The sequence below is a fragment of the Micromonospora sp. 050-3 genome (assembly GCF_046549335.1).
Taxonomy (GTDB): Bacteria; Actinomycetota; Actinomycetes; order Mycobacteriales; family Micromonosporaceae; genus Micromonospora; species Micromonospora trifolii.
Window position 1 is genome coordinate 2,353,542 of sequence record NZ_JAJPVX010000001.1, and the last position, 12,884, is coordinate 2,366,425.

Below are 12,884 nucleotides of genomic sequence, written 5' to 3' on the forward strand. Positions count from 1 at the left end.
GTGGCGTGGATCACCACGCGTAAAGCGTCCTAGGATACTAGTGGAAGACGGGGATGACGCTCAGGCCGTCTGCACGGCGGGATCGGTCTGCTGCTCGGGCACCGAGGTCGCCGCCCGAGCGAACCCGGCCAGCGCCAACAGCAGCTCGTGCTGCATCCGCGCCGGCATCCGGTCCAGTACCGCCTGTAGCGCGCGCTGCCGCCGCTCGGCCAGCTCCCCCAACAGGGTCTGCGCCGCGGCGGTCGGCACCAACCGCACCTCCCGCCGGTCACGGGGATCGGCCACCCGACGCAACAGCCCGGTCGCCTCCAGCCGGTCACACAGACGGCTCGCCGACGAGGGCACCACGTCCAGCAGCTCCGCCAAGCCGTTTACGTTGGTCTCCGGTCGACTGCTGATCAGCGTGAGCACCCTCAGCTGGGTGGGCGGCACCTGGTGCCGCGACGCGGCCGACTCCAGTACGGCGATCAGCGTCCCGGCGGCCGCGTCGATCGCCGCGGCGAGATCCGCAGGTCGCTCCACCTGATGTCCCCTGCCGTCGTCGCGCTGGTGCCCGCCCGGCAACGCGGCGGCGAATCTCACCCCGTGCCCCGTTCGCGCGGACCGTGCCAGTCCAGACAGACCACGACGGCGTCGTCGCGCAGATCGGAATCCGCGTGATAGGCGTGCAGTTCGCGCATCACCGTACCAACCGCCTCGGCCGGTGGCTGCAGCCGCGTGGCGCGCAGGGAACGCGCCATCACCCGCTGCCCGTACGGCTCCTGACCCGGCGGCTCGGCGGCCCACACCCCGTCGCTGACCACGAAGAGCCGGTCACCGGGAGCGAGCTGCACCTCCTGAAGCTCGTAGCGGGTCTCGGCGAACATGCCCAGCGGCAGCTGCTGATCCAGCTTCATCGGCTCGACCGTGGACCCGCGCATCCGCAGCAGATGGGGCGAGCCCGCGTCGACCGCCCGCACCTGGCCGAGGCGAGTGTCCACCTCCAACAGCAGGGTGGCCACGTACCGGGCGCCCCGGTGTTGGTAGAAGACCGTGTCCGAGGCCAGCTCGGCCTGTTCCACGAGGCCGCCACCGGAGCGCCGCGCGTTGCGCATCGCGTTGACAGTGACGGCTGTCAACAGGGACGCCGCCAAGCCACTGCCCTCGCCGTTGAGCACCGTCACGGTGAGACGGTCGCCGTCCAACGACCAGTCGAAGTGGTCGCCGCCCACCGTGTACGCCGGTTCGAGCTGACCAGCCAGATCGAACGCGTGGTGGGACACACCACGACCGGGCAGCAGGTCCCACTGCATCTCGGCGGCCATCGTCAGTCGCTCCCGGCGACGGGCCCGCCGGTAACGGTCGGTCTCCCGGTCCGCCGCGCGCATCGCCACCGCCAGGGTGCCGGCGATGTCCGTCGCCCGACCGGTGACCGCCGCGTTCGGTACGGTCGGAAGCTCGATCAGCAGCACACCCAGTCGCTCCCCCCACACCGTCAACGGCAGGTAGAGCCGGCAGGGGCCCTCACCGTCGCGTACCGGCTGCTGGCTGCTGAAGCAGCGCTGCGCCATGGTGTGGCAGGCCAGGAACCCGCCCGCCGGCAGGTCCGGGTCCAGCACCGGCCAGAGGCCGCTGATCCGGTAGTCGGCGACGAAGACGTCCGTGCGCAGCGCGCCCATTGCCGACCGGATCGCCCGGTCCGCCGCCTCCGCCAACTGGTCGGGCGGGGCCTCGCGCAACGCGCGCGACACCACGTCCGGCGCGTCTACCATCGTCGTCCTCCCCCGAAGCTTGCTATAGGGCAAGCATCATACGGACGCTCCCGGACCGACGATCGGCGCGGTCAGTCACCCGGGCGGGCCGCGAGTACACCGTGGAACGCGTCGGGCACCCGTGCCGGCGCGCCTTCCGGCCGCCACTCGGCGACCGGGACGATCCCGTCCGCCGTCGGCGCCCACCGACCGAGCAGAGGCGCGAACGCCGCCGGTGGACGCATCCGGAACTGCGGTCCCATCATGGCCAGCGCCTGCGGGTGGCCGGCCAGCTCCTCGGTGTCGAAGTCCAGAGCGAGCAGACTGCCCGGCGCCGCGGCAGCGTACAGCTCGTCCAGGGTGCGGGTCAGCGTGGCGTCGTCGAGGAACGCGGCCAGGCCGAGGAAGACCACCCCGACCGGCCGCCGACCCCAGCCCGGCACGAAACGGTGCAGCTGAGCCGGGTCGACAGTGCCGATGTCGGTCGCGTCGCCGAAGCCGTAGCCGGCCCTGTCGCTGCCGGCGAGGATGCTCTGTCCCAGTCGGATGGTGACCGGGTCGACATCGGTGTAGAGCACTGTCGCGTCGGTGGCGACCTCGTGCACGTTGCCCATCGTCGGCACCCCGGCGCCGAACACCAGGAACCCGTCCACGCCGTGGGCGGCCATCGCCCGCACCGCCCGGCCCAGGAACGCCCGCAGCTCACGGAACACCGGCGCGCACGGCCCGTACGCCTGCTCGAACGCGTTGGCGGCGGCCACGTCCACGGGAAAGTGGTGCTGCCCGCCGAGCCAAAAATCGATCATGCGAGCGGTGCTCGGCTGGTCTGGTTCACCCATCGGCGGCGCTCCCTCCCCGGTCGTCGCCAGCGTACCGACCGGGACGCGCTCAGCGGTATCGCGGCGCGAGGGCGTCCGGGCCCGCGATACTGGCCGCGAGCGGAGGTGGGCGGTGAACTCGGCGAACAACGCGGCGGTGGTGGTCGGCGTCGACGGCTCGGAGTCGGCGCTGCGCGCCGTGCGTCTCGCCGCGACCGAGGCGGCGCGCCGGCACCGACCGCTGCGGGTCGTGCACGGCTTCATCTGGCCGCTGCTGCACGTACCGGTCTCCCCCGCCCCGGACGCGCCACCCGGCGGTGGGCTGCGCCACCGGGCCGAGGAACTCGTCGAGGCCGCGGTGCGCGAAGCCGAGGCGACAGTGCCCGGCTTGTCGATCTCCGGCGAGATCATCGACGGGGAGGCCGCCGCGGTGCTGGTGGGCGAGTCCCCCACCGCCGCGCTCATCGTGCTCGGCGACCGCGGGCTGGGTGGGTTCTCCGCGCTGCTGGTCGGCTCGGTCGCGGTGCAGGTCGCCGCGTACGCCGACTGCCCGGTGCTGGTCGCGCGCGGCACGCAACGACCCGACGAGCCGGTGCTGGTCGCCGTGGACGGCTCGGACGCCTCCCGGCGCGCGGCGGACTTCGCCGCCGAGACCGCCGTGTCGCTCGGCGTGCCGCTGGTGGCGCTGCACGCCTACCGACACCCCGGCAGCAGCGGCCCGGGCGACATGCAACCCCTGGTGTACGACGAGGCGAAGCTGCGCGGCGAGCAGGAGCGGATGCTCGCCGGGTGGCTGACCGGGCTCACCGAGGACCACAGGGGTCTGCGGTTGACCTGCCAGGTGGTGCATGGCCGACCCGGCAGTGTGCTCGCCGAGGCGTCCCGCTCCGCCCAACTGGCGGTCGTCGGCGGGCGCGGGCGCGGCGAGGTGACCGGGTTGCTGCTGGGGTCGGTGAGCCAGTCGATGCTGCACCACGCGCAGTGCCCTGTCGTCGTGGTCCGCGCGCCCCAGTAGCGCGCCGGGGTTGGCCCGCCGCCAGACGGGTAGACGGCCGCGGTACGCCCAGCGGACGGTGGGCAGCACCAGGTGCCCAGACCGACGAAGGAGGCACAGATGCCAGGACCACGGCCGGGCAGTAACGCGTACGACAAGCAGCGCGCGCGGTTGCGCAACGCGATCGACGACTCCGGGCGCCGAGTACCCGACGGCAAGGCCAACCAGGTCGCGAACCGGATCCTCCAGGAGGATCGCGGTCAACGAGGCGTGGTGCGCGGTGAGCGGACGTACGGCCCGAAGAGCGAGCGCGAACCGGGCGACCCGAAGTGAGGAGGGTCGACGTGGCCGACGGCGCGATCGCGGGCGCCGTCGGCAGCACCGCGCTGAACGTGGTCAGCTACCTCGACATGGCGCTACGGGGACGACCGGAGAGCGACGTCCCCCAGGAGACCGTCGACCGGCTGGCCGGGATCGCGCACGTGGACCTCGGGAACGGGGCCCGGGCGGCCAACCGCCGCTCGGGCCTCGGGCCGCTGATCGGTTACGGGCTCGGCGTCGCCGCGGGCGTCGGGTTCGCGCTCTACGCCGGTGGTCGACGCCAGCCGTTGCCGGTGGCCACCAGCCTGCTCGGCGCGGGCGTGATGACCATGACCGACGGGTCGATCACCGTGCTCGGGATCAGCGACCCGCGTACGTGGCGGCGCTCCGACTGGATCTCCGACATCATCCCGCACCTCGCGTACGGACTGGCGGCCGCCGCCACCTGGAACAGGTTGCGGCGGCCGCCAGCCCGCGGTCGTTAGCTCACCGGTCAGCGGGTGTCGCTGTCGTCCTCGGCCACCGGCTCACCGGCCGGGCCGTACGGCGACACCTGCCCCTTGGGCACCGGTCGACCCTCGTCGCCGCGCGACGTGCCACGGTTGGCCGGATGCCCGCCCGGGGCGGGGCCCTTGTTGTCCTGGCTGGTCGCGCCCAGCGCGTTGCGGCGCAACTCCTGCTGCTGCGGGTTCGTCACGGGGTGTCTCCCTCCGGTACGGGGGCGGCATCGACCGCCTCCACGCCTCGGCATACCCGCCCGCCCCGGTGGCATTCCGGCCACGGTCGGCGGTGCGACGGCTAGCGGGTCCTCAACTGGGTAACCCGACCGGGTGGGCAATGACCGAAGTGTGGTGCGGGTGCTGCTGGACCGGCGTGGCCGCACGTACGCGGAGGAGGCCGGCATCCGGCTCTCCGACCGGCCGGGGCCGCTGTATCAGCTGCTGGTGCTGACCACGCTGCTGAGCACCCGGATCCGCGCGTGCGTGGGGGTGGACGCCGCGCGGGAGCTGTTCGCCGCCGGCTACCGCACCCCACAGGCCATGGAGGCGGCCAGTTGGCAGGAGCGCGTCGACGCGCTGGGCCGGGGCCACTACCGCCGCTACGACGAACGGACCGCCACCATGCTCGGCACCGGTGCCCGGCTGTGCCTGGACCGCTGGCACGGTGACCTGCGACGCCTGCACCGGGAGGCCCAGGGCGATCCGGCCGGGCTGCGGCGGCGGCTCACCGAATTCCCCGGCATCGGCCCCACCGGCGCGGACATCTACCTGCGCGAGGCGCAGACGGTCTGGTCGGACGTGCGCCCGTACGCCGACCGTCGGGCCCTGGCCGGGGCGAAGCGGCTGGGCCTGCCCGGGTCCCCGGACCGACTCGCCGGTCTCGTCGACGAACCGGACTTCGGCCGACTCGCGTCAGCGCTGGTTCGGGTGGCGCTGGGTGAGGAGTCCGCCGGTGAGGTCACCCGCGTCGCCGCCCGCTGAGGCTCTCACTTGACCGTCTTGTCCCCGGGGCGGGTCAGGTGCCACACCAGCAGCGCGGCGAGCAACGCCAGGACGACCACCCCGCCGGAGATGCCACGGCCCTCCTCGGGGCTGCGGCCGGCGCTGCCGAAGTAGATCACCGCGAGGCCGGCCAGCACCGTGACGAACGTACGCAACCCTCGGTCCTTCACGTCTGGCACGGTAGGCGGGCCGCGGTTCCCGCTTTGGCGATTTGGACCTTTTGTTACCCTTCTGGGTGAACGGTCAGCGCTCGGTGACGAACCCGCACAGCCGCACCCGGCGCACCGCCCGGTCGGCGACCTCCACCACCTCCAGGGTCAGCCCGGGCAGCCGCACCGTCTCACCCGGGGAGTCCGGCAGGTGCCGCAGTCGGGCCAGCACCAGACCAGCCACCGTCGTGTAGTCCCGGGACAGCGGAAAGCTCAGCCGCACCCCCAGGTCGGGCAGGTCGTGCAGCGGGAAGTCACCGGGCACCAGCAGCGACCCGCCCGGTTCCCGGATGACCCCGCGCACGTCGCGGTCGGTCTCGTCGTACAACTCGCCGACCACCTCGGCCAGCAGGTCCTCCATGGTGACCATGCCGTCGATGCCCCCGTGCTCGTCGACCACCAGCGCCAGTTGCTGATGCTCCTGGCGCAGTTGACGCATCGCGTCGGCGACCGGCAGGGTCACCGGCAGCAGCAGCGGCGCCCGGACCCGCTCGCCCACCGGGGCGGTGCCGGCCCGCACCAGGTCACGGATGTGCACCACCCCGAGCACCTCGTCCAGGCCGCCGGGGCCGGTGACGGGAGCGCGGGACCGCCCGGCGGCGGCGAGCCACCGGACCCCCTCGTCGGCGGCCAGGCCGGCCGGCAGCGTGGTCACCTCTCGCCGGGCCACCAGGATCTCCCGCAGCGTCCGGCCGGCGATGTCGAACGCGCCGGTCAGGATCTCCCGCTGCTGGGCCGACAGGCCGCGCTGGCTGGCCAGCATCTCCCGCAGCTCCTCCTCGGTCATCTCCTCCCGGTTGGCCCGCGGGTCACCCCCGGCGAGCCGCACGACAGCGTCGGTGGCCCGACTGAGCAGCCACACCGCCGGCCGCGACACCCGGGCCAACAGATCCAACGGGGCGGCGCTCAGCAGCGCCCAACGCTCGGCCCGCTGCATGGCCAGCCGCTTCGGGGCCAACTCCCCGAGCACCAGCGTGACGAACGTCAGCAGCACGGTCACCAGCAGCACCGCGGCGGGACGCGCCGCCCCGCCGAGGAAGCCCAACGGCCCGACCAGCGGCCCGGCCAACGACACCGCGGCCGCCGCCGAGGCCAGGAACCCCGCCAGGGTGATGCCGAGCTGGATCGTGGCCAGGTAGCGGTTCGGGTCGCGGGACAACTGCACCAACCGCTCGCCGGCGCGGCTGCGCCGGCCCAGCCGCCGCAACTGCCCCTCCCGCAGGGTCACCAGCGCCATCTCGCTGCCGGAGAGCGTGGCGTTGACCAGCACCAACACGGCCACCAACGCCAACTGCCCGAGCTGACCGCCCATCGCGCACCCCCGTCCGCCGTCTGAGGTCACTCAACCGCAGCGGGGGGCACCGCGGGCCCGGTTTGCGACCGCGCCCCCGCTCAGTCGACCTCCAGGTCGTCCAGCGAGATGGCGTGGGTCATCAGCCACCGGGCCAGTGCCGACATCCCGAACAGCCACAGCGGCACCGACTCGGTGGGGCCGTTGGTGGCGTAGATGGCGAAGCGCAGGTCCGGCGCGCGGTACGCCTCGATCCGCCACCGGTGCTGGCGGTCCCGCCAGACCGCCGAAGGGTCCATGGCGTCACCGTAGGTGACCGTCGCCGAGCTCGGGGCCGGTTGGCCCGGCACCACCGGCTCAGCCCGGCACCACAGTCGTTCCAAGCACGCCACGAGCGATCGACACCAGCAGGGCGATCCCGAACCCGGCGAGCACCAGCCAGCCGACGCCACGCCACCCGGAGGCACGGTCGAGCACCGGCGGCGACGGCGGCCTCCACAGCTCCCGGTAGGTCCACGCCAGCACACCCGCCCCGAACGGGATCAGCCCGACCCAGAACCAGAACCACCGGGTGCCCGCCAGCGGCGGCGCGCCACCGATCAACCGGCCCAGCCAGATCAGGGTCAGCACACCGGCGAGCAGACCGGCGGTGCCCGCGATCCGGTGCGCGAGGGCGCCGTCGGCCTGCCACGGGTCGGCCGCGGCAGCGAGCCGCGCGTCCTGCCCGGCGTTCGTCGACAGGTCCGGCTCACCCGGGTACGAGGCCGAGACGGGCGGGTCGACGAAGGCGTACCGGGTCTGGCCGTTCGGCACGGTCCACGCCAGGATCGCGCCGTCGGCCGCGTACCGGAGATCCGGTCGACTGCCCCAGTACGCGTCGTCGTCGGCCCAGCCCTGCGCCCGTTGGAAGGTCACCACCCTGCCGGCCGCGAGATCCCGGTCGAGTTGGGCCTGCGTCGACTCGCGCGGTTCGACCCACCACGCCAGAGGCGCCCACAGCACCCACAGCACCGGCAGCGCCCAGCGCAGCACCACCGGGACGACCGCACGCCACCGGCCGCCGGAGGACCGCGACCGGGTGGGGATCGTCTCGACCATCAGATCACCGTCGCACCCCGGCGCAATGCTGTCAGCCCCGGATCGGCCGCGAGTGACGGCCGTACGGCGGGTCAACGGCCCGGTTGATCCTGGTCGGTCGGGACGATGGCGCGTTGGACGCAGTCGCGGAGCAGAGCGCGACGTTGACCGTGGACGTCATCGGCTTCCTGGTTGCTGGCCGCGTAGACATTGCTGACCGGCGACCAGGCCATGGACATGGCGATGACCAGGGCCATGATGTCGAACGGGTCACCGGCGCGCACCCGCCCGGCGGCCTGCGCCTCGGCGATGGCCGTGAGCTTGCGATCGTCGTAGTGCTGGTGGGTCTCGACGAGGTGCCCGGCAGGCCGGCGCTCCAGTCGTGTCCAGGTCGCGAGCCGGATGAGGTCGGGGCGGCGCAGGTATTCGTCATAGAGGCGGACGGCCCAGTCCGCGAGGTCGTCGGCGTCGATCGGCACGACGTTCGTGATGCGCTCCAGTGAGCTGAGAAAGATCGCGTCGAAGAGTCGTTCCTTGTCGCCGAAGTAGGCGTAGAGCTGCGCCTTGTTGGTGCGCGCTGCGGTCACTATGCGTTCGACCCGCGCTCCGGCGATGCCGTGCTGGGCGAACTCCTCGGTGGCGGCGTCGAGGATGCGCTGGTAGGTCGCGGCGCCTCGCGAGGTCAGGGGCTGCTCCGGCATACCCGCACTCTAGCAAACAGAACGGTTGGTTTGCGGTGCACCGCAGTCGGGTCTACGGTGAAACAGACCGAACAGTTTGTTTAAGGAGCTCACCGATGCGGACGACCACCGGATGGCAGGCGACCAGCCCCACGACGCTGCGGCGGACGTCGCTGCAACGCCGCGACCTGCGCCCCGACGACCTTGCGGTACGGGTCGAGCACTGCGGCGTGTGCCACAGCGACCTGCACGCCCTGAACGACCACGACCAGCGCGCGGACGCGCCCCTGGTGCCCGGTCACGAGTTCACCGGCGTGGTGACCGAGACAGGCCCCGAGGTGACCGCCTTCACGGTCGGCGATCGCGTCGCCGTGGGCAACATCGTCGACTCCTGCGGCGGGTGCGCGATGTGCGCGGCGGGACAGGAGAACTTCTGCCACTCCTTCCCGACCCTCACCTACGGCGGCACCGACCGGCAGGACGGTTCGACCACCCTGGGCGGCTTCTCCCGCGACTACGTCGTCCGCGACGCCTTCGCCTACCCGCTGCCCGCCGGCCTCGACCCGGTCGCGGCCGCCCCGCTGCTGTGCGCCGGCGTGACCGTCTGGGAACCGCTGCGCGCCCTCGGGGTGGGCCCCAACAGTCGTGTCGCCGTGGCCGGGCTCGGCGGCCTGGGCCACCTCGCGGTCAAGATGGCCGTCGCACTCGGTGCCACCACCACCGTCATCAGCCGCACGCGAGACAAGCGCGACGACGCCCGCCGGCTCGGCGCACACGACCTCATCGCCTCCACCGACACCCGGCAGATGGCGACGGCACGAGACACCTTCGACATCGTCATCGACACCATCTCGGCACCGCATGACCTCGCCCCCTATCTGAAGCTGGTGGCGATCGACGGCACCCTCAGCCTGCTCGGGTTCCTGGGCCCGGTCACCGTGCAGGCCACCGACCTGCTTGTCGGCCGCAAGAAGCTCAGCTCCGCCGGCAGCGGAGGCCGTCGCTCGACAGCCGAGATGCTCCAGTTCTGCGCCGACCACGGCATCGCCGCGGACGTCGAGGTGCTCCCGTCGGCGCAGGTGGAGACGGCACTCGACCGCCTCCGGCGCAACGACGTCCGCTACCGCTTCGTGCTCGACATGTCCGACCTCGACTGACACAGCGATTGGCCGGGTCGCGGCGCTCAGGTGACGACGATGCGGGCGTCGTCGGGCAGCCGACGGGTCGCGCCCCGCCGGTCCAGCAACTCCAGCAGGGGCACCGCCACCCGGCGGGTGGTGTCCAACGCCTGCCGGGCCGCGGAGAGGGTGAACGGCTGCGGCAACCCGGCCAACACGCGGACCGCGTCGTCGAGCGCGTCGGGCAGCAGCACCACGTTGTCGGCCAGCCGCAGCAGAGCGCCGGCCCGCACCGCCGCGCCGATCTCCCGGGGGCCCAGGCCGAGGTCGACGAGGCGGTCCGCCTCGGGGGCCCGGAACGGCCGGTCGCCGTACTCGGCGCGGACCCGCTGCACAGCCCGGGCCACCGGTTCAGGCAGCGCGTTGGCGCTCGCCGCCCCGACCCGACCTGCGTGGATCCGCAGCGGCGGCCGGACCAACGCCTCGACCAGCACCCGGTCGGGCAGGTCAAGGCGCTGACGCAGCGCGTCCACCGGCATCCCAGGCTCCAACGGGTGCTCCCGCGCGTGCCGGGCGACCTCCTCGGTCAGCCGCTCACCGAGCCACCGCCAGTGCGCGGGGTCGGCCAGCCAGTCACCGGCCACCGGCTCGGCGTACACCGGCACACCCATCCGGATCAACGCGCCGGCCCGGATGAGCCGGCGACGGCGCAGCTCCCCCGCCAGGTCGGGCCGACCGTCCAACTCGGTGAGGACCTGGGCGCGGGCGGCGGCCGCGCCCCGTCGGCCCAGCGGTGGGGGTGCCACGTCCAGCACCCGCACCCCGCCGCTGACGTGATGGCGGCCCGGGTCCCGCAGCAGCGCCCGGTCACCCACCAGCAACGGCAGCGGGCGGGCCAGCCGCAGCCGGACAGTGTCCGGGCCGAGCGGGCGCACCCGTACCGGCACCGCCGCCGACCCGACGTGCAGGGTGAGGGTGGCCGGCAGGTCGGCGGCCGGGTCGCCGGCGAGCCGGACGTCGACCAGGTCGGTGTGGTGAAACCGGCCCGGGGTGAGCAACGCGTCGCCCCGGCCGAGCCGGTCGCGGGGCGTACCGCGCAGGTTGACCGCCACCCGGGCGACCGCCGCCGCCTCCGGGCGGGCCTCGCCCAGGGAGTGCAGGCCACGGACCCGGACCGGTGCGTCGGCGCCGGCCAGCTCCAGTTCGTCGCCCACCCGCAGCCGCCCGGCGCCGAGAGTGCCGGTGACGACTGTGCCACTGCCCCGCACCGTGAAGCTGCGGTCCACCCACAGCCGGACCGGGTCGTCCAGCACCGGCGCGGGCAGTTGGGCGGCGAGCCGGTCCAGGGCCGCCCGCAACTGCGGCAGGCCGGCGCCGGTCAGGCCACTGACCGCCACCGCCGGCACCGCGCCGAGGCTGGTCGCGGCGATCTCGGCGCGGGCACGGGCCGTCGCCGGCCCCGGATCGGCCAGGTCCGCGCGGGTCACCGCCAGCAGGCCGTACGCGACACCGAGCGCATCGAGCGCGGCCAGGTGCTCGGCGGACTGCGGCATCCAGCCCTCGTCGGCGGCCACCACGATCAGCGCCGCCGGGACCGGGCCGACGCCGGCGAGCATGTTCGGCACGAACCGCTCGTGCCCGGGTACGTCGACGAAGGCGACGGTGCCGCCGGACGGCAGCGTCGTCCAGGCGAAACCCAGGTCGATGGTCATCCCCCGGCGGCGTTCCTCAGCCCAGCGGTCGGGTTCCATTCCGGTCAACGCCCGGACCAGTGTCGACTTGCCGTGGTCGACGTGCCCGGCGGTCGCGACGACGAACACGCTCAGTCGTCCCCGGGTACACGCAGCACGGCCGCGCGGACGGCCTCGTCGGCGTCGGCGGGCACACAGCGCAGGTCGAGCAGCAGCCGCCCGCGCACCACCCGACCCAGGACCGGCGGGTCTCCGACGCGCAGCGGCGCCGCGTACCGCTCGGGCAGGCTCAACGCCCACGAGCCCAGCTCCACCCCGGGGGCGCCGCCCCCGCCGACCACCGCGACGGCCGGCACCACCTCCGCCTTGCGGCCGTCCACGCCGAGCCGGTCGCGCAGCCGCTCCACCCGTTCGCGCAGGGCACCCGGGTCGGCGTGCAGCGCCGTCCGGGTCGGGGTGTCCGGTTGGTGCAGGGTGGCGGCCAGCGCGGCCAGGGTGAGCTTGTCCACCCGCAGCGCCCGGGCCAGTGGGTGGCGACGCAACCGGTCGATCACCTCGACGTCACCCAGCAGCAGCCCCGCCTGCGGCCCACCGAGCAGCTTGTCGCCGCTGGCGGTGACCAGCGCGGCCCCGGCACGCAGGGTGCTGGCCGCGTCCGGTTCGTCGGGCAGCAGCGGGTCCGCGTCGAGCAGCCCGGAGCCGATGTCCGCGACCACCGGCACCCCGAGCGTGGCCAGTTGCCGTACGCCGACGGCGGAGGTGAAGCCGGTGACCTGGAAGTTCGACGGGTGCACCTTGAGCACGAAGCCGGTCTGCGGGCCGAGCGCGGCGGCGTAGTCCGCGAGGGTGGTGCGGTTGGTGGTGCCCACCTCGCGCAGCCGCGCGCCGGTGCTCTCCAGCAGGTCGGGCAGGCGGAAGCCGTCGCCGATCTCGACCAGTTCGCCCCTGCTGACCACGATCTCCCGGCCGGCGGCCATCGCGGTGGCGGCCAGCACCAACGCGGCGGCGCCGTTGTTGACCACGTGCACGGCGCCGGCGTCGGGCACGGCGGCGGCCAGCGCGTCGAGCGCGCCCCGGCCGCGGCGGGCCCGTCGGCCGGTGGCCAGGTCCAACTCGACGTCGGTGTGCCCGGCGGCGGCCACCACCGCGGCGACCGCGGCGGACGACAACGGCGCCCGACCCAGGTTGGTGTGCAGCACGACACCGGTGGCGTTGAGCACCACCCGGGGGCGGGGCGTGGGCAACGCGGCGACCGCCGCGTCGCGTACCTCGTCGGGGTTGAGCTCACCGCGGCGGGCGCGGCCCTGCGCGTGGGAGACGATCGCCTTGACCTGCTCCCGGCCGAGGGTCGCGGTGGCGGCGGCCAGCACCGGGTCGGCGAGCAGCGTGTCCGTACGGGGCACCCGGCGTCGCGGGTCCACCGGGCCGTCGCCCATCACGTCATCTCCTGCAA

The 12,884-nt window shown here is 73.8% G+C and carries 16 protein-coding genes; 5 read left to right on the forward strand and 11 right to left on the reverse strand.

All coding sequences use genetic code 11. From position 1 onward, the window contains the following. Positions 1-60: 60 nt before the first annotated feature. The 3 genes from ACLJOK_RS10675 to ACLJOK_RS10685 all read right to left on the reverse strand — a co-directional run bounded on the left by ACLJOK_RS10675 (position 61) and on the right by ACLJOK_RS10685 (position 2,569). Positions 61-522 carry a MarR family winged helix-turn-helix transcriptional regulator gene (locus ACLJOK_RS10675; protein WP_410819307.1) on the reverse strand — a complete coding sequence of 154 codons (462 nt, stop codon included), beginning with the start codon at positions 520-522 and terminating at the stop codon, positions 61-63. A gap of 56 nt (positions 523-578) precedes the next feature. After that, entirely contained in the window at positions 579-1,751 is a 1,173-nt protein-coding gene (locus ACLJOK_RS10680; RefSeq protein ID WP_410817992.1) for a PP2C family protein-serine/threonine phosphatase, read from the reverse strand. A 71-nt stretch (positions 1,752-1,822) separates the two neighbouring features. Further along, positions 1,823-2,569, reverse strand: coding sequence for an SAM-dependent methyltransferase (locus ACLJOK_RS10685; RefSeq protein WP_410817994.1), 747 nt, complete (start codon positions 2,567-2,569; stop codon positions 1,823-1,825). Between the two features lie 112 nt (positions 2,570-2,681). Here ACLJOK_RS10685 and ACLJOK_RS10690 point away from each other — a divergent pair, with 112 nt between their 5' ends. The 3 genes from ACLJOK_RS10690 (at position 2,682) to ACLJOK_RS10700 (ending at position 4,348) form a co-directional block, all read left to right on the forward strand. Then, positions 2,682-3,563 carry a universal stress protein gene (locus ACLJOK_RS10690; RefSeq protein ID WP_238677961.1) on the forward strand — a complete coding sequence of 294 codons (882 nt, stop codon included), beginning with the start codon at positions 2,682-2,684 and terminating at the stop codon, positions 3,561-3,563. 99 nt (positions 3,564-3,662) lie between these two features. Next, positions 3,663-3,875 carry a phosphatidylethanolamine-binding protein gene (locus ACLJOK_RS10695; RefSeq protein ID WP_088948250.1) on the forward strand — a complete coding sequence of 71 codons (213 nt, stop codon included), beginning with the start codon at positions 3,663-3,665 and terminating at the stop codon, positions 3,873-3,875. Then, entirely contained in the window at positions 3,872-4,348 is a 477-nt protein-coding gene (locus ACLJOK_RS10700) for a hypothetical protein (protein ID WP_410817995.1), read from the forward strand. The genes ACLJOK_RS10695 and ACLJOK_RS10700 overlap by 4 nt, the downstream gene beginning before the upstream one ends. Before the next feature lie 8 nt (positions 4,349-4,356). On the opposite strand, the gene ACLJOK_RS10705 is transcribed toward ACLJOK_RS10700, so the two are convergent. After that, entirely contained in the window at positions 4,357-4,560 is a 204-nt protein-coding gene (locus tag ACLJOK_RS10705) for a hypothetical protein (protein ID WP_357187530.1), read from the reverse strand. 133 nt (positions 4,561-4,693) lie between these two features. Between ACLJOK_RS10705 and ACLJOK_RS10710 the strand changes: the two genes are divergently transcribed. Then, complete coding sequence (locus tag ACLJOK_RS10710) at positions 4,694-5,344, forward strand: hypothetical protein (protein ID WP_410817997.1); 651 nt, start codon at positions 4,694-4,696, stop codon at positions 5,342-5,344. 5 nt (positions 5,345-5,349) lie between these two features. Here the strand turns inward: ACLJOK_RS10710 and ACLJOK_RS10715 are convergent, their stop codons facing one another. The 5 genes from ACLJOK_RS10715 to ACLJOK_RS10735 all read right to left on the reverse strand — a co-directional run bounded on the left by ACLJOK_RS10715 (position 5,350) and on the right by ACLJOK_RS10735 (position 8,643). Beyond that, positions 5,350-5,535 (reverse strand): hypothetical protein, encoded by a 186-nt coding sequence (locus ACLJOK_RS10715; RefSeq protein WP_036410487.1) that lies wholly within the window; start codon positions 5,533-5,535, stop codon positions 5,350-5,352. A gap of 73 nt (positions 5,536-5,608) precedes the next feature. Next, entirely contained in the window at positions 5,609-6,886 is a 1,278-nt protein-coding gene (locus tag ACLJOK_RS10720; protein ID WP_410817999.1) for a hemolysin family protein, read from the reverse strand. An 80-nt stretch (positions 6,887-6,966) separates the two neighbouring features. Further along, the gene (locus tag ACLJOK_RS10725) at positions 6,967-7,164 is read right to left on the reverse strand and encodes a hypothetical protein (protein WP_030327722.1); all 198 of its coding nucleotides are present in this window, start codon (positions 7,162-7,164) and stop codon (positions 6,967-6,969) included. 58 nt (positions 7,165-7,222) lie between these two features. Beyond that, on the reverse strand, positions 7,223-7,963 hold the full coding sequence (locus ACLJOK_RS10730; protein ID WP_410818000.1) for a hypothetical protein: 741 nt from the start codon (positions 7,961-7,963) through the stop codon (positions 7,223-7,225). 71 nt (positions 7,964-8,034) lie between these two features. Further along, positions 8,035-8,643 carry a TetR family transcriptional regulator gene (locus ACLJOK_RS10735; RefSeq protein WP_410818002.1) on the reverse strand — a complete coding sequence of 203 codons (609 nt, stop codon included), beginning with the start codon at positions 8,641-8,643 and terminating at the stop codon, positions 8,035-8,037. Positions 8,644-8,738: 95 nt separating this feature from the next. On the opposite strand from ACLJOK_RS10735, the gene ACLJOK_RS10740 reads away from it, so the two are divergent. Beyond that, positions 8,739-9,779 carry an NAD(P)-dependent alcohol dehydrogenase gene (locus ACLJOK_RS10740; protein WP_410818003.1) on the forward strand — a complete coding sequence of 347 codons (1,041 nt, stop codon included), beginning with the start codon at positions 8,739-8,741 and terminating at the stop codon, positions 9,777-9,779. A 26-nt stretch (positions 9,780-9,805) separates the two neighbouring features. Here the strand turns inward: ACLJOK_RS10740 and selB are convergent, their stop codons facing one another. Continuing rightward, positions 9,806-11,560 (reverse strand): selenocysteine-specific translation elongation factor, encoded by a 1,755-nt coding sequence (gene selB, locus ACLJOK_RS10745; RefSeq protein ID WP_410818005.1) that lies wholly within the window; start codon positions 11,558-11,560, stop codon positions 9,806-9,808. A 2-nt stretch (positions 11,561-11,562) separates the two neighbouring features. Further along, positions 11,563-12,867: an L-seryl-tRNA(Sec) selenium transferase gene (selA, locus tag ACLJOK_RS10750; RefSeq protein WP_410818006.1), complete on the reverse strand. Its 1,305-nt coding sequence runs from the start codon at positions 12,865-12,867 to the stop codon at positions 11,563-11,565. Positions 12,868-12,884 lie beyond the last annotated feature (17 nt).